Source organism: Streptomyces sp. S186 (genome assembly GCF_051603415.1).
Lineage (GTDB): Bacteria > Actinomycetota > Actinomycetes > Streptomycetales > Streptomycetaceae > Streptomyces.
Map to the genome: position 1 here is coordinate 2,396,501 of NZ_CP193932.1, position 21,044 is coordinate 2,417,544.

Annotated in this window: 10 protein-coding genes, 1 tRNA gene and 2 rRNA genes; 1 reads left to right on the forward strand and 12 read right to left on the reverse strand. The window is 68.8% G+C overall.

Translation table 11 applies throughout. The annotated features are described in order from the left end of the window. Positions 1-35: 35 nt before the first annotated feature. The 8 genes from ACRAS8_RS09780 to ACRAS8_RS09815 form a co-directional block, all read right to left on the reverse strand. Complete coding sequence (locus tag ACRAS8_RS09780) at positions 36-419, reverse strand: helix-turn-helix domain-containing protein (RefSeq protein ID WP_016571084.1); 384 nt, start codon at positions 417-419, stop codon at positions 36-38. A gap of 109 nt (positions 420-528) precedes the next feature. Beyond that, the gene (locus ACRAS8_RS09785; RefSeq protein WP_438485553.1) at positions 529-1,050 is read right to left on the reverse strand and encodes a CinA family protein; all 522 of its coding nucleotides are present in this window, start codon (positions 1,048-1,050) and stop codon (positions 529-531) included. Further along, positions 1,047-1,697 (reverse strand): CDP-diacylglycerol--glycerol-3-phosphate 3-phosphatidyltransferase, encoded by a 651-nt coding sequence (gene pgsA / locus ACRAS8_RS09790; RefSeq protein WP_438485554.1) that lies wholly within the window; start codon positions 1,695-1,697, stop codon positions 1,047-1,049. Before pgsA ends, ACRAS8_RS09785 begins: the two co-directional genes overlap by 4 nt. Further along, the gene (gene rimO, locus ACRAS8_RS09795; RefSeq protein WP_438485555.1) at positions 1,694-3,214 is read right to left on the reverse strand and encodes a 30S ribosomal protein S12 methylthiotransferase RimO; all 1,521 of its coding nucleotides are present in this window, start codon (positions 3,212-3,214) and stop codon (positions 1,694-1,696) included. Before rimO ends, pgsA begins: the two co-directional genes overlap by 4 nt. Positions 3,215-3,320: 106 nt before the next feature. Next, positions 3,321-4,178 carry a helix-turn-helix domain-containing protein gene (locus tag ACRAS8_RS09800; RefSeq protein ID WP_438485556.1) on the reverse strand — a complete coding sequence of 286 codons (858 nt, stop codon included), beginning with the start codon at positions 4,176-4,178 and terminating at the stop codon, positions 3,321-3,323. Between the two features lie 224 nt (positions 4,179-4,402). Then, a complete protein-coding gene (locus ACRAS8_RS09805) occupies positions 4,403-7,168 on the reverse strand; it encodes a DNA translocase FtsK (RefSeq protein ID WP_438485557.1) in 2,766 nt (921 codons plus the stop codon). Between the two features lie 110 nt (positions 7,169-7,278). Beyond that, complete coding sequence (locus ACRAS8_RS09810) at positions 7,279-7,938, reverse strand: response regulator (RefSeq protein ID WP_039632206.1); 660 nt, start codon at positions 7,936-7,938, stop codon at positions 7,279-7,281. Between the two features lie 268 nt (positions 7,939-8,206). Beyond that, complete coding sequence (locus ACRAS8_RS09815; protein WP_438485558.1) at positions 8,207-13,699, reverse strand: HAMP domain-containing protein; 5,493 nt, start codon at positions 13,697-13,699, stop codon at positions 8,207-8,209. A 261-nt stretch (positions 13,700-13,960) separates the two neighbouring features. Here ACRAS8_RS09815 and ACRAS8_RS09820 point away from each other — a divergent pair, with 261 nt between their 5' ends. After that, positions 13,961-16,621: a SpoIIE family protein phosphatase gene (locus tag ACRAS8_RS09820; protein WP_438485559.1), complete on the forward strand. Its 2,661-nt coding sequence runs from the start codon at positions 13,961-13,963 to the stop codon at positions 16,619-16,621. A 96-nt stretch (positions 16,622-16,717) separates the two neighbouring features. Here the strand turns inward: ACRAS8_RS09820 and ACRAS8_RS09825 are convergent. The 4 genes from ACRAS8_RS09825 to ACRAS8_RS09840 all read right to left on the reverse strand — a co-directional run bounded on the left by ACRAS8_RS09825 (position 16,718) and on the right by ACRAS8_RS09840 (position 20,953). Further along, positions 16,718-16,790: transfer RNA gene (locus tag ACRAS8_RS09825), tRNA-Thr, on the reverse strand. Between the two features lie 59 nt (positions 16,791-16,849). After that, positions 16,850-17,527, reverse strand: a complete 678-nt coding sequence (locus ACRAS8_RS09830) for a DegT/DnrJ/EryC1/StrS family aminotransferase (RefSeq protein WP_438485560.1) — start codon at positions 17,525-17,527, stop codon at positions 16,850-16,852. Between the two features lie 115 nt (positions 17,528-17,642). Beyond that, positions 17,643-17,759 (reverse strand): 5S ribosomal RNA (gene rrf, locus ACRAS8_RS09835). A 71-nt stretch (positions 17,760-17,830) separates the two neighbouring features. Then, positions 17,831-20,953: ribosomal RNA gene (locus ACRAS8_RS09840) — 23S ribosomal RNA — on the reverse strand. Positions 20,954-21,044 lie beyond the last annotated feature (91 nt).

A 21,044-nucleotide genomic window follows, 5' to 3' on the forward strand; every position in this document is an offset into this window, starting at 1 on the left:
CCCGCCGGGGCTTCACGTATACGTGGTCTGCGGTGTCAGGCCGCGACGACATCCACGACGTCGGCCGGGGACTTGATGGTCACACGCTCCTCCGGCACACCGGCCAGGGACGTGACGGACACCGAATTGAGCTTCGGCCGGACCGGTGCCGGCACCGTGTCGGTCGCGGCCGCGGACGCGGCCAGCTCGGCGAGCGCCAGCTCGTCGCTGACCTCCCGCATCAGCTCGGACATGCGCACATCCAGCGCGTCGCAGATCGCCGAGAGCAGCTCGGAGGACGCCTCCTTCTGGCCCCTCTCGACCTCGGACAAGTAGCCGAGCGACACCCGGGCGGAGGACGAGACCTCGCGCAGGGTGCGGCCTTGGCGCTGACGCTGTCGGCGCAGCACGTCACCCAGCAGGCGACGAAGCAGAATCATCGCTGGCTCCCTCCTCGGACCTCGGATGCGGATCCTTCTCGCCCCACCGTACCGCCTCGGGCCGCAGCCGTGCCGGGAGCGAGTACGTGTTCACTCAGGGCTGCAAACATCAATTCCCCCCGTGTTGTTCCGTATCCTGTGCCCGCACATTTTCCGTGAGTTCGCTCAACAGCAGCGCGAGTACGGCGTGCACGCTGTCCCGGCGGATCCGGTCGCGGTCCCCCGCCAGCGCCAGCCGCCGCACCTGCCCCGCGCCGTCCGGGCCCTGGACGGCGACGTAGACGGTGCCCACCGGCTGCCCGTCCTGCGGCTCGGGCCCGGCCACGCCCGTGGTGGCGATGCCCCAGTCGGCGCCGAGCACCCGCCGCACCCCGCCGGCCATCTGCCGCGCCACCTCGCCGTCCACGGCCCCGCGGTCGGCCAGCAGCGCGCCGTCCACCCCCAGCAGCTCCCGCTTGACGTCGGTGGCGTACGCGGTGACCGCCCCCCGCACCACCCGCGAGGCCCCGGGGACCGCGGTCAGCTCGCCCGCGACCAGCCCGCCGGTGAGCGACTCGGCCACCGCCAGGCTCTGCCGCCGCCCGGCGAGCACCTCCAGTGCCCCGGCCGCCGCAGAACCCGGCGCGTTCACCGGGCCTCGTCCCGTTCGGCGGCCGCGGCCCGCTCCCGGGCCAGTCCGGCCCGGCGCAGCACCACGGCCTGCCGGACGTAGTCGAGCCCGGTCGCCACCGTCAGCACCACCGCCACCGCCATCACCCACCAGCGGAAGGTGGCCAGCGGACCGTGCAGCACCAAGACGTACATGCCCACCGCGGTGCCCTGCGCCAATGTCTTGATCTTGCCGCCCCGACTGGCCGGAATCACACCGTGCTTGATCACCCAGAACCGCATCAGGGTGATGCCCAGCTCCCGGAAGAGGATCACGCCCGTGACCCACCAGGGCAGATCCCCCAGCACCGACAGACAGATCAGCGCGGCCCCCATGATCGCCTTGTCGGCGATCGGATCGGCGATCTTGCCGAAGTCGGTGACCAGGTTGTACGTGCGCGCCAGATGACCGTCGAAGACATCGGTGATCATGGCGACGGCGAAGGCCGCCCAGGCGAACGACCGCCAGGCCGGGTTCGTCCCGCCGTCGTGCATCAGCAGCAGTACGAACGCCGGGACCAGCAGCAGCCGCAGCATCGTCAGGACGTTGGCGATGTTCCACAGCCCGGCCTGCCGGACGGCCGGCGCGGTGCGCGGCCTCCCGGCGGCGGAAGCCGAGGCCCCGCTCATCTGCCCGCCTCCTCGGTACACCCCGTACCGTCCACCGACAGCACCTCCGCCACGAGGTCCACGCCCTCGCTCGCGACCACCTTTGCTTCGACCATACGACCGGGCCGCAGGTCCCGGCCGGTCGTGAGCAGCGTGACCCCGTCGGTCTCCGGCGCCTGGTGCGCGGCCCGCCCGACGATCCCGTCGTCCTCGTCGTCGATCCGGTCCACCAGCACCCGGACCGTCTCCCCGACCCGCTCGGCCGCCCGCTGCGCGGTCAGCTCCTCGGCCAGCCGGGACACCCTCTCCAGCCGCTCGGCGACCACCTCGGGATCGACCTTGTCGTCGTAGCCGGCGGCCTCGGTGCCGTCCTCGTCGGAGTAGCCGAAGACGCCGATCGCGTCCAGCCGGGCCGCGCCGAGGAAGCGCTCCAGCTCCGCCAGGTCGCTCTCCGACTCGCCGGGGAAGCCGACGATGAAGTTGGAGCGCGCCCCGGCCTGGGGCGCCTTGGTGCGGATGGTCTCCAGCAGCTCCAGGAAGCGGTCGGTGTCGCCGAACCGCCGCATCGCGCGCAGCACACCCGGCGCCGAGTGCTGGAAGGACAGATCGAAGTACGGCGCGACCTTGTCGGTGCCGGTCAGCACGTCGATCAGGCCGGGCCGCAGCTCGGCGGGCTGGAGGTAGCTGACCCGGATCCGCTCGATGCCGTCGACCGCGGCCAGCTCCGGCAGCAGCGTCTCCAGCAGCCGGATGTCGCCGAGGTCCTTGCCGTAGGAGGTGTTGTTCTCGGAGACCAGCATGATCTCCTTGACGCCCTGCTCGGCCAGCCAGTGGGTCTCGCCGAGCACGTCGGAGGGCCGGCGGGAGATGAACGAGCCGCGGAAGGACGGGATCGCGCAGAACGAGCAGCGCCGGTCGCAGCCCGAGGCCAGCTTCACCGAGGCCACCGGCTCGTTGCCCAGCCGGCGGCGGAGCGGCGACCGCGGCCCGGAGGCCGGCGCGACGCCCGCGGGCAGGTCCTGGGGCGGGGCCGCCGGCTCCTCGGCAGCGTCCTGGGCGTGGCCGGGCAGCGCGACGCCGGCGGCGCCCTGACGCTCGGCCGGGCTGATCGGCAGCAGCTTGCGGCGGTCGCGCGGAGTGTGCGAGGCGTGGATGCCGCCGCTCAGGATCGTCTGGAGCCGGTCGGAGATGTCCGCGTAGTCGTCGAAGCCGAGCACCCCGTCCGCCTCGGGCAGCGCCTCGGCCAGCTCCTTGCCGTAGCGCTCGGCCATGCAGCCGACGGCGACGACGGCCTGGGTGCGGCCACCCCCGTCGCGGGCCGCGGCCTTCAGGTCGTTGGCCTCCAGCAGGGCGTCGACGGAGTCCTTCTTGGCGGCTTCGACGAAACCGCAGGTGTTGACGACGGCCACATCCGCGTCGGTGGCGTCCTCGACGAGCTCCCAGCCGTCCGCTGCCAAGCGGCCTGCGAGCTCCTCCGAGTCCACCTCGTTACGGGCGCAGCCAAGGGTGACAAGGGCGACGGTACGGCGTTCGGGCATGGGGCTCAGCCTACTTCGTCCCGGACACCCCCATGGCGCGCAGGTCTCCGCCGCCCGTCCCCAGGGTCCCGGGGGCGGGCGGCGGAGACCTTCCGGGCACCGGTCCTCAGCCGGCCTGCGGGTCTCCCGGCGTGTAGCTCAGCCGCTCCACGGAGCCCTCGTCACCGACCTTCTTGACCTCCTTGCCGTTGACGTACAGCTGTACGGCGCCGGCGTTGCCGACGACGAGATCGATCCGCTTCTTGTCGGTGAACGTCTTCGACTCCCCCTGCTTGAGCAGCCCGTCCTGCAGGAGCGTGCCGTTGGCGTCCTTGGCGGAGATCCAGCTCTGCCCGTCCTTGGCGGTCACCTTGATCGTGACCTTGTCCTTGGGCAGCCCGGCGATGGCGCTGTCGGAGGGTGCCGGCTGGGGTGGCTGCGGGGCCTTGGGGTGGATGGTGCGGGCAGGCCCCGGCTTGTCGGCCTTGGCGGTGTCGGAGGCGATCGGGCCGCCCTCGTGCTTGCTGCCGCTGCTGAAGAACGTGAAGCCGGCGAAGCCGATCACCGCGACGATGGCGGCGACCATCGCGGCGGTCCAGTTGGGGCGGCGGGGTTCGGACCGGATCCGCTCGGCCTCGAAGAGCGGGGCGGCGACGGTCGGCGAGGGCCGGCCGCCGTGGTCGGCGTCGTAGCGTTCGATCAGGGGCTGGGGGTCGAGGGAGACGGCGCGGGCGAGCGTTCTGATGTGGCCGCGGGCATAGACGTCGCCGCCGCACCGCGAGAAGTCGTCCTGCTCGATGGACTGCACGATCGGGATCCGCACCCGCGTCGCCGTACTGACCTCTTCGACGGTCAGTCCCGCGCCGATGCGGGCCTGCTGGAGGGCCCGACCGACCGACGGCCGGTCCGGACCGGGGGAGGGCCGGTCCTCTTCGACGGAAGGCCGGTCCTCTTCGGGGGAGTTGGGGGAGTTGCCGATGGACACGGGGGCGCCTTTCGAGCGTGTAGCCACCTGCTGGAAGTTCAGTCTAGGGGTGTTGCGAAAGGGTCGGGCAAGCGGAAGAGCCGGGTTTGTACGCCATCAGAACGCCCCTCGGCGCTGCCTCGGGGCCGGAGGCCGCAGCGGCCTCCCCCGCCTCCCTCAACTTGACGAACCGCCAAGGGAAACGGTTGCCTCCGCGCACGCACGGACTGGCCCGTACGTGCGTGCTACTGGTTAGCCTCCCCCCGGATCAGCGCCAGCACTCCGTCCAATTCATCGGGCTTGACCAACACGTCCCGCGCCTTGGAGCCCTCGCTCGGCCCGACGACGTTCCGCGACTCCATCAGGTCCATCAGCCGGCCCGCCTTGGCGAACCCCACCCGCAGCTTGCGCTGCAGCATCGACGTCGAACCGAACTGGGTGGAGACCACCAGCTCCGCCGCCTGGCACAGCAGGTCGAGGTCGTCGCCGATGTCCTCGTCGATCTCCTTCTTCTGCTTGGAGCCGACGGTGACGTCGTCCCGGAAGACGGGCGCCATCTGGTCCTTGCAGTGCTGGACGACGGCGGCCACCTCCTCCTCGGTGACGAACGCGCCCTGCATCCGGACCGGCTTGTTCGCCCCCATCGGCAGGAACAGCCCGTCGCCCTTGCCGATCAGCTTCTCGGCGCCCGGCTGGTCGAGGATGACCCGGCTGTCGGCCAGCGAGGAGGTCGCGAACGCCAGCCGTGACGGCACATTGGCCTTGATCAGGCCGGTGACGACGTCGACCGAGGGCCGCTGGGTCGCCAGCACCAGATGGATGCCGGCCGCGCGGGCCAGCTGCGTGATACGGACGATGGCGTCCTCGACGTCCCGCGGCGCCACCATCATCAGGTCCGCCAGCTCGTCGACGATCACCAGCAGATACGGGTACGGGGCCAGCTCCCGCTCGCTGCCCTCGGGGGTCTTGAGCTTGCCGGTACGGACCGCCTCGTTGAAGTCGTCGATGTGGCGGTAGCCGAACGCCGCGAGGTCGTCGTAGCGCAGGTCCATCTCGCGCACCACCCACTGCAGTGCCTCGGCGGCCCGCTTGGGGTTGGTGATGATCGGCGTGATCAGGTGCGGAATGCCCTCGTAGGCCGTCAGCTCGACGCGCTTGGGGTCGACCAGCACCATCCGGACGTCCTCCGGGGTGGCGCGCATCATGATCGAGGTGATCAGGCAGTTGATGCACGACGACTTGCCCGAGCCGGTCGCACCGGCGACCAGGATGTGCGGCATCTTCGCGATGTTCGCCATCACATAGCCGCCCTCGACGTCCTTGCCGAGCGCGACCAGCATCGGATGGTCGTCCTCGGCGGCGTCCGCGAGGCGCAGCACGTCCCCGACGTTGACCATCTCGCGGTCGGTGTTCGGGATCTCGATGCCGACCGCGGACTTGCCGGGGATCGGCGAGATGATCCGCACGTCCGGGGAGGCCACCGCGTACGCGATGTTCTTCGCCAGCGCCGTGATCTTCTCGACCTTCACCGCGGGGCCGAGCTCGACCTCGTAGCGGGTGACCGTCGGGCCGCGGGTGAAGCCGGTCACCGCGGCGTCGACCTTGAACTCGGTGAAGACGGTCGTCAGCGACTCCACTATGGCGTCGTTGGCGGCGCTCCGCGCCTTGCCCGGCCCGCCCCGGGTGAGCAGGTCGAGCGAGGGCAGCCCGTAGGTGATGTCGCCGGCGAGCTGGAGCTGCTCGGCGCGCGGCGGCAGCTCGCCGGACGGTTCCGGCGCGGCCTTGGTGAGGTCCGGCACCGACGACTTGGTGAGGTCCGGCACCTTCGAGGGGCGCCCGTCGCCGCTGCCCGCCGCGGCCGGCGCCGCGCCGCTCTGCTCACCCGTGTCCGCGCCGCGCTCCCGGCGCTCCCCGATGCCGCCGCTGAGCTCGGCGACCAGCGGCGAGGGCTGGACGCCGTGCAGCACCGCGCCGTCCAGCGCCGCGGCGGCCGCGGCGGCCACGTCCACGGCGTCCATCGGCCGGTCGACGGGCCGCTCCGGGCCCCGCCGCGGCCGCCGCCTGGCGAGTGCGGCCTCCTCCAGCGCGTCCGGTTCGCCGTCCACCGCCGCGGCGGGCCGCGCCCCGCGGGCCGGCTGCTCGCGCCACTCCGCGGCGTACTCCGCCTCGTCGTACCCGCCGGCGGTCTCATCCGCGCCCTCCAGCAGGCCCAGCCGCACGCCGAGGGCCCGCAGCCGCCGCGGGATGGCGTTCACCGGCGTCGCGGTCACCACCAGCAGCCCGAAGACCGTCAGCAGCACCAGCAGCGCCACGGCCAGGGTCTGCCCGACGGTGAAGATCAGCGGTTTGGACGCGGCCCAGCCGACATAGCCGCCGGCGTCCTGTATGGCGGCGAGCCCGTCGTCCCGCCCCGGTGACCCGCAGGCCATCGCCACCTGCCCGAGCACGCCGACCACCAGCGCCGAGAGCCCGATGACGATCCGGCCGTTGGCCTCCGGCCGCTCCGGATGGCGGATGAGCCGGATCGCGATGCCGCCGAGGAGGATCGGGACGACCAGGTCGAGCCGGCCGAACGCGCCGGTGACCAGCAGCTCGACGAGGTTGCCGACCGGGCCGGAGAGGTTGGACCAGGTGCCGGCCGCGACGACCAGGGCCAGGCCGAGCAGCAGCAGCGCCAGACCGTCCTTGCGGTGCGCCGGATCGAGGTTCCTGGCGCCGCGGCCGAAGCCGCGGAACACCGCCCCGATGCCGTGCGCGGCACCGAGCCAGCAGGCCCGCGCCACGCGGTACACGCCGCCGGTCGGCGACGGCGCCGGCCTGGCCGGGGCCTTCCTGGAAGGCGCCTTCCGCGCCGGGCCCTTCCTGGCGGCCGCGGCCTGCTTGGCCGGCGGCCGCTTCGCGGGCGCCTTCTTGGCGGCGGTCTTCTTCGCGGCGCCCCCGGACTGTCCGGCGCGCGGCTTCGAGGGGCCCGCCGTGCGCTGGGTTCCCTTGCCGGACGTACGTGAGGCCATGCCGACGAGATTACAGGCGCCGGCGCGCACGGCACGAGCGCGCGGCGCTTCACCCATTCGTGTCGCGCGCCGGGCTCATGAGAGGCCGTCAGACGGCCCCGGACGCCCCGTCAGCCGGTGGGTGCCCCGGCCCCCGGCTCCAGGGCGTCCAGCGCCCGCCGCAGGCCGGTGAGTTTGCGCTCCAGATGCGCGGCGGTGGCCACCGCCGCGGCGTCCGCGGACTCGTCGAGCTGCTTGGAGAGCGCCTCGGCCTGCTCCTCCACGGCGGCCAGCCGCGCGGAGAGCTCGGCGAGCAGCCCGGCCGACTCCTTGGTCTCGCCGACGCTCTGCCGGCCGCCGTCCAGCTGCAGCCGCAGCAGCGCCGCCTGCTCGCGCAGTTGGCAGTTCTTCATGTACAGGTCGACGAAGACCGAGACCTTGGCGCGCAGCACCCACGGGTCGAACGGCTTGGAGATGTAGTCGACCGCGCCGGCCGCGTAGCCGCGGAAGGTGTGGTGCGGGCCGTGGTTGATCGCGGTGAGGAAGATGATCGGGATGTCGCGGGTGCGCTCCCGCCGCTTGATGTGCGCGGCGGTCTCGAAGCCGTCCATCCCCGGCATCTGCACATCGAGCAGAATCACCGCGAAGTCGTCGGTGAGCAGTGCCTTGAGCGCTTCCTCCCCGGACGATGCCCGCACCAGTGTCTGATCGAGCGCGGAGAGGATCGCCTCCAGCGCCAGCAGATTCTCCGGCCGGTCATCGACCAGGAGGATCTTGGCCTTCTGCACCATGGCCCGTCCTCCTCGCCCCGGCATCGAACCGGACGCCGCCCCAGGGGACGGCTCCGTCACGCCGCCCGTCCTTGTGCCGGTCATGGTAGCTGCACCCCGCCTGTCGCCACACCCTGTCACCGCGATGTCACTGTGCACGTAGCGGAAACGCAGCGAGAGACGAGAAGGTTCCCCGAATCCCGCGCTTCCACACGCCCACGGCCACACTCAGTCAGCACGCGGTGATCCTCTTCCGGATCCCCATACTGGACGCCCACCGGACGCCCCGTCACCTCTGTCGCATCCAGTGCTCCATGACCGACAGCAGATGATCGGTGTCCACCGGCTTGGTCACGTAGTCCGACGCCCCGGAGTCGATGCTCTTCTCCCGGTCGCCCTTCATCGCCTTCGCCGTCAGCGCGATGATGGGCAGCCCGGCGAACTGCGGCATCCGCCGGATCGCGGCCGTCGTCGCGTAACCGTCCATCTCCGGCATCATGATGTCCATCAGGACCAGCACGATATCGTCGTGCTGCTCCAGCACCTCGATGCCCTCCCGGCCGTTCTCCGCGTACAGCACCGAAAGGCCGTGCTGCTCCAGGACGCTGGTGAGCGCGAAGACGTTGCGGATGTCGTCGTCGACGATCAGCACCTTCTCGCCGTGGAAGCCGCCCTCGAAGCCCGGGTCGACGAGGTCCTGCCCGTTGCCGAGCCAGGACTCCTCCGGCTGCTGGCCCGCCACGGCCGACGGCTGCGGCGCACCGGCCGCCACGGAGGGCGACTGGCCGGGCAGCGCGAGCCGCCGCGCTGCGCCCGAAACCGCCCGCCGCCGGCGGCGGTTGAGGCTGCCGCCGACCCCCGTCTCACGCGCCGGCTCCTCGCCCTCGACGCGTCCGGTCTCGACCTCGCGCGCCTCCGCGTCCATCGCCAGCCCGCCGGCGACCAGCTGCGGATAGCCCTGCGGCGGCAGCCCGCCCGGGTTGTGCGGGAGGTACAGCGTGAACGTCGAGCCGCGGTTGGGCTCGCTCTGGACGTGGATCTCGCCGCCCAGCAGCCGTGCGATCTCCCGGCTGATGGACAGGCCCAGGCCCGTACCGCCGTACTTGCGGCTGGTGGTCCCGTCGGCCTGCTTGAACGCCTCGAAGATGACCCGCATCTTGCTCGGCGCGATGCCGATACCGGTGTCGGTCACCGAGAAGGCGATCATGTCGGCGTCCGGGTCGCGCAGCGAGCCGTGCTCCAGCAGCTGCTCGCGGATGGCCACCGGGACGTCCTCCCCGGCCGGCCGGATCACCAGCTCCACGGCGCCGCTGTCGGTGAACTTCACCGCGTTGGAGAGGAGGTTGCGCAGCACCTGCAGGAGCCGCTGCTCGTCGGTGTGCAGCGTCGCGGGCAGCTCCGGGGAGACCCGTACGGAGAAGTCGAGCCCCTTCTCGGCCGTCAGCGGCCGGAACGTCGCCTCGACGTAGTCGACGAGCTGGACCAGCGCGATCCGGGTCGGGCTGACGTCCATCTTGCCGGCCTCCACCTTCGACAGGTCGAGGATGTCGTTGATCAGCTGGAGCAGATCGGAACCGGCGCCGTGGATGGTCTCGGAGAACTCCACCTGCTTCGGGGAGAGGTTCCCCTCGGCGTTGTCGGCCAGCAGCTTGGCGAGGATCAGCAGCGAGTTCAGCGGCGTGCGCAGCTCGTGCGACATGTTCGCCAGGAACTCCGACTTGTAGCGCATGGAGACCGCGAGCTGCTCGGCGCGCTCCTCCAGGACCTGCCGGGCCTCCTCGATCTCGGTGTTCTTCACCTCGATGTCGCGGTTCTGCTGCCGCAGCTGCTCGGCCTTCTCCTCCAGTTCGGAGTTGGACAGCTCCAGCGCCCGCTGCCGGCTCTCCAACTCCGCGGAGCGCTCCTTGAGTTGCTCGGTCAGCTCCTGCGACTGCGCCAGCAGCAGCTCGGTCTTGGTGTTGACCGAGATGGTGTTGACGCTCGTCGCGATCATCTCGGCGATCTGGCTGAGGAAGTCCTTCTGGATCTGGGTGAACGGCTGGAAGGACGCCAGCTCGATGACGCCGAGGACCTTGTCCTCGAAGAGCACCGGCAGCACGATGACGTTGGCCGGCGGCGCCTCCCCCAGCCCGGAGGCGATCTTGAGGTAGCCGGAGGGCACGTTCTCCACCAGGATCGTGCGGCCCTCCTCGGCCGCCGTCCCGATCAGCGTCTCCCCGGGCCGGAACGTCGTCGGCATCTCCCCCATGGAGTAGCCGTACGAGCCCATCAGCCGCAGCTCGTACCCGCCGTCGCCGTCGGTGCCGATCTCCTGTACGTCCGGCCGCGCGGCGAGGAAGAAGGCGCCGTGCTGCGCGGAGACCGCGGGCGAGAGCTCGCTCATGATGAGCGTGGCGACGTCCTTGAGGTCGCGGCGGCCCTGCATCAGACCGGAGATCCGGGCGAGGTTGCCCTTCAGCCAGTCCTGCTCCTCGTTGGCGAGGGTGGTCTCCCGGAGCGTGGAGATCATGGTGTTGATGTTGTCCTGGAGTTCCAGGATCTCGCCGGCCGCGTCCACGTCGATGCGGACGTTGTGGTCGCCGAGGGTCACCGCCGCGGCGACCGCGGCGATGGCCCGCACCTGCCGGGTGAGGTTCCCGGCCATCTCGTTCACCGACTCCGTCAGGTCCTTCCAGGTGCCGGCCACGCCGCGCACCTGCGCCTGACCGCCCAGCTGGCCCTCCGTGCCCACCTCGCGGGCCACCCTGGTGACCTGCTCGGCGAACGACGACAGCTGGTCGACCATCGTGTTGATGGTGGTCTTCAGCGCCAGGATCTCGCCCCGCGCGTCGATGTCGATCTTCTTGGTCAGATCGCCCTTGGCGATGGCGGTGGTCACCATGGCGATGTTGCGGACCTGGCCGGTCAGGTTGTTGGCCATGGAGTTCACCGACTCCGTGAGGTCCTTCCACGTGCCGGCGACACCGGGGACGCGGGCCTGGCCGCCCAGGATGCCGTCGGTGCCCACCTCACGGGCCACCCGGGTCACCTCGTCGGCGAACGACGAGAGCGTGGTCACCATGGTGTTGACGGTGTCGGCGAGCTGCGCGACCTCGCCGCGCGCCTCGACCGTCACCTTCTTCGTCAGGTCGCCGTTGGCGACCGCCGCCGAGACCTGCGAGATGTTCCGCACCTGGATGGTCAGGTTGTTGGCCATCAGGTTGACGTTGTCGCTGAGGTCCTTCCAGATCCCGGTGACGCCCGGAACCCTTGCCTGGCCGCCGAGTTGACCCTCCGTACCGACCTCGCGGGCCACCCGCGTCACCTGCTCAGCGAACAGCGACAGCTGGTCGACCATGGTGTTCACGGTCGTGACGAGTTCGAGGATCTCGCCCTTGGCGTCGACGGTGATCTTCTTGGAGAGGTCGCCGCGGGCCACCGCGGTCGTCACCTCGCCGATGTTGCGCACCTGCGAAGTCAGGTTGTTCGCCATGAAGTTGACGGACTGGGTGAGGTCCTTCCAGGTGCCGCTGACGCCCTGGACCTCGGCCTGGCCGCCCAGGATGCCCTCCGTGCCGACCTCCCTGGCGACCCGGGTGACCTCCTCGGCGAACGAGGAGAGCTGGTCCACCATGGTGTTGAGGGTGTTCTTCAGCTCCAGGATCTCGCCGCGCGCATCCACGTCGATCTTCTGCGACAGGTCACCGCGCGCCACCGCCGTCGCGACCTGCGCGATGTTGCGGACCTGCGCGGTGAGATTGCCGGCCATGCCGTTCACCGAGTCGGTCAGATCGCGCCAGACACCGGCGACGCCCGGCACCTGCGCCTGACCGCCCAGCCGGCCCTCCGTACCGACCTCCCGGGCCACCCGGGTCACCTGCTCGGCGAAGGCGGAGAGCTGGTCGACCATCGTGTTGATGGTGTTCTTCAGCTCCAGGATCTCGCCGCGCGCGTCGACGTCGATCTTCTGCGACAGGTCGCCCCGCGCCACCGCCGTCGTCACCTGCGCGATCTGCCGCACCTGCGAAGTCAGGTTCCCCGCCATGAAGTTGACGGAGTCGGTCAGTTCCTTCCAGGTGCCGCTGACGCCGTCCACCCGCGCCTGGCCGCCCAGCCGGCCCTCCGTGCCCACGTCCCTGGCCATCCGCGTGACCTGGTCGGCGAACGACGACAGCTGGTCCACCATGGTGTTCACGGTGTTCTTCAGCTGGAGCATCTCGCCGGAGACGTCCACGGTGACCTTCTGCGAGAGGTCGCCGTTGGCCACCGCCGTCGTCACCTGGGCGATGTTGCGCACCTGCCCGGTGAGGTTGCGGAAGGCGGTGTTGACGGAGTCGGTGAGGTCCTTCCACGTGCCGGCCGCGCCCGGTACGGCGGCCTGGCCGCCCAGTTCGCCCTCGACGCCGATCTCCCGCGCCACCCGCGTCACTTCGGCACCGAACGACGAGAGCTGGTCCACCATCGTGTTGACGGTGTTCTTCAACTCCAGCATCTCACCGGCCACATCGACGGTGACCTTCTGCGAGAGGTCACCGTTGGCCACCGCCGTCGTCACCTGGGCAATGTCCCGGACCTGTCCGGTGAGGTTGCGGAAGGCGTTGTTCACCGAGTCGGTGAGGTCCTTCCACGTACCGGCGGCGCCCGGCACCTGCGCCTGGCCGCCGAGCTGGCCCTCGGCCCCGACCTCGTTGGCCACCCGCGTCACCTCGTCGGCGAAGGTGCGCAGGGTCTCGGTCATGGTGTTGATGGTCTCGGCCAGCTGCGCCACCTCGCCGCGGGCGCTGACCGTGACCTTCTGCGACAGGTCGCCGTTGGCGACCGCGGTGGTGACCTGGGCGATCCCGCGCACCTGCGCGGTGAGATTGCCCGCCATGAGGTTGACGGAGTCCGTCAGGTCCTTCCACACCCCGGCCACCCCGGGGACCTGGGCCTGGCCGCCCAGCTCGCCCTCGGTGCCGACCTCGCGCGCGACCCGGGTCACCTCGGAGGCGAACGACGACAGCTGGTCCACCATCGTGTTGACGGTGTTCTTCAGCTCCAGCATCTCGCCGGCGACATGGACGGTCACCTTGCGCGACAGATCACCCTTGGCCACGGCCGTGGTGACGAGAGCGATGTCACGTACCTGCGCGGTCAGCCGGGACGCCATCGTATTGACCGAATCCGTGAGGTCTTTCCACGAACCCGACATTCCGCGCACCCGCGCCTGACCGCCGAGCTTGCCCTCCGTGCCGACCTCGCTGGCCACCCTGGTGACTTCGTCGGTGAAGGCGGAGAGCTGGTCCACCAGACCGTTGACGGTCCGGCCTACCTTCAGGAATTCACCCCTCAGAGGATGCTCCGAAGAGCTGTCCGAACTCCGCGACCGCAGGTCCATCCGCTGCTCCAGGTCGCCCTCGGAGACCGCGGACAGCACCCGCCCCACCTCGGAGACCGGCCGCACCAGATCGTCGACCAGGGCGTTGGACGCCTCGATGGCCGCGGCCCAGGAACCCTCGGCCGCGCCGACCTCCAGCCGCTCCGTGAGCTTTCCCTCACGTCCGACGACCCGGCGCACCCGCGCCAGCTCACCCGTCAGATGCAGATTGCGGTCGGCGACCTCGTTGAAGACCGCCGCGATCTCCGACATGACGCCTTCGCCGGAAACCGTCAACCGCTTGCGGAAGTTCCCGTCCCGCATGGCGACGAGCGCGGCGAGCAGCCGATTCAGCGCAGCTGTATCGACCTCAGTCGTCCCATTGCTCCGGGATCGTCCGCCTTTTGCGCGCGTGCTTGCGCCCCGCGCGACTGCGCCAGACTCCACCGTGTCCCTCCCGCAGGGTCGACTGTTCTCTCCGGGCTCTCTCTTCATGCTTGCCCAGTGTTTCACCACGGCTCAACCAGGCCATAACAGTTCGGCAGCATCGCACACCGTCCCGACGCACGATTGGGGCGAAAGACACGTGACCGGCATCCCCGGGCCCGGCGAAGGTAAGTAACCTGGCATACGGCTGTCCACCCGACCCGGCGTTTCCCTACGGGCGGTGGTGCGAGCACGACAGGTATTCGGAGGGGCACCGCGACCATGGGGGAGCAGATCACCGACACACGCACGAGGAGACCAGTGATCACCGCGCGGGCCGCCGCCACCTTCGAGCCGGTCGGGCGCTCCGTCGCCACAGCCCGCGCCTTCGTCCGCGACACCCTCCAGGGCTGGGGCTGCGCCGACATCGTCGACGATGCCGTGGTCCTCACCAGCGAACTGGTCACCAACGCCGTGGTGCACGCCGGCACCGCCGCCGACGTCCTGTGCCTGCGCACCGACGGCGGCGTCCGGATCTCCGTCGCCGACCGCTACCCCGAGCGCGAGATCCCCCTCCAGAGCACCGGCCAGGCCATGGTCCACCCCGACCGCGAGGGCGGCCGCGGCCTGCTGCTGTGCGGCGCGCTGGCCGCCCGCTGGGGCGTGGAGTACACCGCCGCCCAGAAACACGTCTGGTTCCACCTCGAACTCCCCGAGCGCCCGGCCGGCACCCGCTCCGCCGGCCCCGCCCTCCCCGTGGACGCCCTCCCCGTCACCGACACCCGGGTCCGGGTCGCGGTGATCCAGGTCGACCGCGGCGGCGGCGTCACGTTCTGGAACGACGACGCCCAGGACGTCTTCGGCTACGACCCCGAACAGGTCATCGGCAAACCCCTCACCGACTTCGCCGCCTGGCCGCACACCCCCGGCACCGGCACCGGCATCGCCGAGGCGCTCCAGCTCTCCCGCTGGGAGGGCTCCTACGGCATAAGGGACGCCGACGGCCGCGTCGTCCCCGTCTACGCCTCCCACCTGCGGGTCCGCGACGCCGACGGCGAGGCGTCCACCGTCTGCCTGCTCGTCCGCGACCACGAGCGCGCCATCCTCCAGAGCCCCCAGCGCCCGCCCGCCACCGACACCACCCCCACGCCCGAGGGCCGCCCCGCCGACCCCTTCGAGGTCTTCATCGGCTCCCCCGCCCCCGACGACCTCGACGGCCTCCTCCAGCGCACCGTCGAACGCGCCCGCGACATGCTCGACGGCGACGCGGCCTACCTCCTCCTGGCCACCGACGACGAGACCGAGCTGGAGGTCCGCGCCTCGACGGGCCTGCCCTCCGCCCGCCAGCGGTTCGCCCGCGTCCCCGTCGAAGCCGGCTCCGGACGCTACGGCTCCGCCCGGATGCCCGCCGTCCACGAAGACCTCACCGCCGTCCCCGGCGCCGTCCCGCTGCTGGCCGGCACGGGCATGCGCTCGGTCGTCACCGTCCCGCTCAAGGTCGAGGGCCGGCTCACCGGCTCGCTGGGCGTCGCCGCCGAGAGCCCCGCCCGCTACACCAACGAAGAGGCCCTGCGCCTCCAGTTCGCCGCCGACCGCATCGCCCTCGCCGTCGAACGGGCCCGGCTCACCGAGCTGGAGAAGCTCCGCCGCGGCTCCCTCTCCTTCCTCGTCGAGGCGTCCGACCTCCTGGCCGGCACCCTCGACCGCGACCAGACCCTGGCCCTGATGGCCCAGATGACGGTCCCCACCCTCGCCACCTGGTGCGCCGTCTACACCGTCGCCGACCAGGCGTCCGACCCCGAACTCTCCTACGTCCTCCACGAGGACGAGGACCGCATCGACGGCCTCAAGACCCTCCTGCGGAGGGTCGACCCGCCCGAACCGGTCCCCACCCCCGGCGCCCGCGTCTGGACCGCCCCCGCCGACGCCGCCCACGACGCGGCGCTGCGCACCTCCCTGCGCAGCCTCGGCCTGGAGGAGTCCGCCCGCCCGTCCAAGGGACCCGGCGCCACCCTCGCCACCGCCGCCGCGGTCGGCGGCGAGACCGTCGTCCTCCCCCTGGTCGCCCGCAACCGCGTCATCGGCATGCTCACCCTCGGCAAGCCCACCGAGGAGCACTTCCGCCAGGAGATCCTCGAACTCGCCGAGGACCTCTCCCGACGCGCCGCCCTGGCCCTGGACAACGCCCGCCTCTACAGCGAGCGCACCGCCATCAGCCAGTCCCTCCAGCGCAGCCTGCTGCCCCCGGAACTCCCCGACATCCCCGGTGTGGAGGCCGAGGTCATCTACCGCGCGGCCGGCGAGGGCAACGAGGTCGGCGGCGACTTCTACGACCTCTTCCCGATCCGCGACGGTGCCTACGGCTTCGCCATCGGCGACGTCTGCGGCACCGGCCCCGAGGCCGCCGCCGTCACGGGCCTGGCCCGCCACGCCCTCCGCCTCCTCGCCCGCGAGGGCTTCGGCGGCCCCGCCGTCCTGGAGCGGCTCAACGCCGCCATCCTCGACGAGGGCGCCCGCAGCCGCTTCCTGACGCTCCTCTACGGCGAGTTGTGGCCCCAGGACGACGGCAGCGCCCTGCTGAAGGTCGTCTGCGCCGGGCACCCGCTCCCGCTCCGCCTCCGCCAGGACGGCTCCGTCGAGCCGGCCGCCGAACCCCAGCCCCTCCTCGGCGTCATGGACGACCTCGAACTCTACGAACAGACCGTCACCCTCGACCCGGGCGACGTCCTGCTGTGCGTCACCGACGGCGTCACCGAACGCCGCGAGGGCACCCGCATGCTCGGCGACGACGGCCTCACCGACGTCCTGACGACGTGTACGGGCCTGACCGCCGGTGCCGTCGCCGCCCGCGTCCTGCGCGCCGTGGAACGCTTCGCCGCCGAACCGGCCTCCGACGACATGGCCATCCTCGCCCTCCGCGTCCCCGAAATCCCCGCCGCCTAGCGCCCTTTGGGCCGGGCGGCGGGGCCACCCGCCTTCTCCCGTAATCCGCAAACGAAAAAGTCCCCCACCAACCGGTGGGGGACTTTCCCTTATCTGAGCCCCAATACGGAATCGAACCGTAGACCTTCTCCTTACCATGGAGACGCTCTGCCGACTGAGCTATTGGGGCCGGCAACGAGATAAATACTACCCCACTCCCACGCCATTTCCGAACCGGACCACACCCGCTCAGAAAGCCGGCTGGAGCAATCCCCCCAGCGCATTGCAGGCCCCCGCCATCCGCTGCACCTCGCGCCGCGTCATCCCGGCCTCGATCGGCAGCGCCAGCGTCTCGTCAACCGCCCGCTCGGTCTCCGGCAGAAAGACGTCCCGTCGCAGCCCCGGCATCCGGTACACCGGCGTCCGCACCGGCACCCGGCACCCAACTCCCTTGCCCCGCAACGCCCGTGCGAAGGCATCCCGGTCCGGCCGCCCGTTCCCCGGCACCCGCACCACATAGCGCTCATAGGTGTGCCCGGCCGCGGGCACCGGCGTCCGCACGCCCCGCAACCGCCCGTCCAGGTACCGGGCATGCTCCCCCCGCAGCTCCGCCCCCTCCGGCCGCGCGCCCGGCTCGTCCTCGACCAGCACCAACAGCCCGTACCGCTGGCCCACTTCACGGATCCACGCCACCTCCGCCGGCCGCCCGAACCGGTGCACCGCCACCACGGCGGCGGTCCGGCCGTTGACCGCGTCCGCCACCGCCGCCGGGTCCAGGCAGTAACTGTCGGCATCCACATCCGCGAACACCGGCACCGCTCCCAACTCCACCACGGCACAGGCGACTTCGGCGTTGCCGTAGGCCGGCACCACCACCTCGTCACCAGCACGAACACCGGCCGACCTGAGCGTTCCCACTGTCCCCATGCCGCGGAGCATGTCCAGGTCAGTTGAACGTCACGTTACGCCTAACACCTCATCCCCCGAACAAAAAAGCTCCGGCCCCTGAACCAGAAGGTTCAAGGACCGGAGCTGAATGATAGTTCGGCGGCGTCCTACTCTCCCACAGGGTCCCCCCTGCAGTACCATCGGCGCTGAAAGGCTTAGCTTCCGGGTTCGGAATGTAACCGGGCGTTTCCCTAACGCTAAAACCACCGAAACACTATGAAACTTAGAACAACCGTTGGTCTGTTCGTGGCTTCAGAACCAACACAGTGGACGCGAGCAACTGAGGACAAGCCCTCGGCCTATTAGTACCAGTCAACTCCAACCGTTACCGGTCTTCCATATCTGGCCTATCAACCCAGTCATCTACTGGGAGCCTTACCCCATCAAGTGGGAGGGAGCCCTCATCTCGAAGCAGGCTTCCCGCTTAGATGCTTTCAGCGGTTATCCTTTCCGAACGTAGCCAACCAGCCATGCCCTTGGCAGAACAACTGGCACACCAGAGGTCCGTCCGTCCCGGTCCTCTCGTACTAGGGACAGCCCTTCTCAAGACTCCTACGCGCACAGCGGATAGGGACCGAACTGTCTCACGACGTTCTAAACCCAGCTCGCGTACCGCTTTAATGGGCGAACAGCCCAACCCTTGGGACCGACTCCAGCCCCAGGATGCGACGAGCCGACATCGAGGTGCCAAACCATCCCGTCGATATGGACTCTTGGGGAAGATCAGCCTGTTATCCCCGGGGTACCTTTTATCCGTTGAGCGACGGCGCTTCCACAAGCCACCGCCGGATCACTAGTCCCTACTTTCGTACCTGCTCGACCCGTCAGTCTCACAGTCAAGCTCCCTTGTGCACTTACACTCAACACCTGATTACCAACCAGGCTGAGGGAACCTTTGGGCGCCTCCGTTACCCTTTAGGAGGCAACCGCCCCAGTTAAACTACCCACCAGACACTGTCCCTGATCCGGATCACGGACCCAGGTTAGACATCCAGCACGACCAGAGTGGTATTTCAACAACGACTCCACACCAACTGGCGTTGGCGCTTCACAGTCTCCCACCTATCCTACACAAGCCGAACCGAACACCAATATCAAGCTATAGTAAAGGTCCCGGGGTCTTTCCGTCCTGCTGCGCGAAACGAGCATCTTTACTCGTAATGCAATTTCACCGGGCCTATGGTTGAGAGACAGTCGAGAAGTCGTTACGCCATTCGTGCAGGTCGGAACTTACCCGACAAGGAATTTCGCTACCTTAGGATGGTTATAGTTACCACCGCCGTTTACTGGCGCTTAAGTTCTCAGCTTCGCCCCACCGAAATGGAGCTAACCGGTCCCCTTAACGTTCCAGCACCGGGCAGGCGTCAGTCCGTATACATCGCCTTACGGCTTCGCACGGACCTGTGTTTTTAGTAAACAGTCGCTTCTCGCTGGTCTCTGCGGCCACCCCCAGCTCACACTGCAAGAGTGATCACCGGAAATGGCCCCCCTTCTCCCGAAGTTACGGGGGCATTTTGCCGAGTTCCTTAACCATAGTTCACCCGAACGCCTCGGTATTCTCTACCTGACCACCTGAGTCGGTTTAGGGTACGGGCCGCCTTGAAACTCACTAGAGGCTTTTCTCGACAGCATAGGATCATCCACTTCACCACAATCGGCTCGGCATCAGGTCTCAGCCTCAACGTGTGACGGATTTACCTACCACACGGCCTACACCCTTACCCCGGGACAACCACCGCCCGGGCTGGACTACCTTCCTGCGTCACCCCATCGCTTACCTACTACAAGTCTGGTCCGTCGGCTCCACCACTCCCCTTTGCCCGAAGGCTCCAGGGCGGCTTCACGGACTTAGCATCGCCTGATTCAGTACTGGGCGCTTCAAAGCGGGTACCGGAATATCAACCGGTTGTCCATCGACTACGCCTGTCGGCCTCGCCTTAGGTCCCGACTTACCCTGGGCAGATCAGCTTGACCCAGGAACCCTTAGTCAATCGGCGCAAGAGTTTCCCACTCTTGTATCGCTACTCATGCCTGCATTCTCACTCGTGAACCGTCCACAACTCGCTTCCACGGCTGCTTCACCCGGCACACGACGCTCCCCTACCCATCACAGCCTCCGTTAGGAGTAATGCTGCAATGACACGACTTCGGCGGTGTACTTGAGCCCCGCTACATTGTCGGCGCGGAATCACTTGCCCAGTGAGCTATTACGCACTCTTTCAAGGATGGCTGCTTCTAAGCCAACCTCCTGGTTGTCTCTGCGACTCCACATCCTTTCCCACTTAGCACACGCTTAGGGGCCTTAGTCGATGCTCTGGGCTGTTTCCCTCTCGACCATGGAGCTTATCCCCCACAGTCTCACTGCCGCGCTCTCACTTACCGGCATTCGGAGTTTGGCTAAGGTCAGTAACCCGGTAGGGCCCATCGCCTATCCAGTGCTCTACCTCCGGCAAGAAACACACGACGCTGCACCTAAATGCATTTCGGGGAGAACCAGCTATCACGGAGTTTGATTGGCCTTTCACCCCTAACCACAGGTCATCCCCCAGGTTTTCAACCCTGGTGGGTTCGGTCCTCCACGAAGTCTTACCTCCGCTTCAACCTGCCCATGGCTAGATCACTCCGCTTCGGGTCTAGAGCGTGCAACTCAAACCGCCCTCTTCGGACTCGCTTTCGCTACGGCTTCCCCACACGGGTTAACCTCGCTACACACCGCTAACTCGCAGGCTCATTCTTCAAAAGGCACGCAGTCACGACTGCCATCAAAGATGACAGCGACGCTCCCACGGCTTGTAGGCACACGGTTTCAGGTACTATTTCACTCCGCTCCCGCGGTACTTTTCACCATTCCCTCACGGTACTATCCGCTATCGGTCACCAGGGAATATTTAGGCTTAACGGGTGGTCCCGCCAGATTCACACGGGATTTCTCGGGCCCCGTGCTACTTGGGTGTCTCTCAAACGAGCCGCTGACGTTTCAGCTACGGGGGTCTTACCCTCTACGCCGGACCTTTCGCATGTCCTTCGCCTACATCAACGGTTTCTGACTCGTCCCACAGCCGGCAGACTGCAGAAAAGAGATCCCACAACCCCGCACTGGCAACCCCTGCCGGGTATCACACCAATACGGTTTGGCCTCATCCAGTTTCGCTCGCCACTACTCCCGGAATCACGGTTGTTTTCTCTTCCTGCGGGTACTGAGATGTTTCACTTCCCCGCGTTCCCTCCACACTGCCTATGTGTTCAGCAGCGGGTGACAGCCCATGACGACTGCCGGGTTTCCCCATTCGGACACCCCCGGATCAAAGCTCGGTTGACAGCTCCCCGGGGCCTATCGCGGCCTCCCACGTCCTTCATCGGTTCCTGGTGCCAAGGCATCCACCGTGCGCCCTTAAAAACTTGGCCACAGATGCTCGCGTCCACTGTGCAGTTCTCAAGCAACGACCAGCCACCCGTCACACACCCTTCAAGGGTCCTTCACCGGGGCCGGCATCGC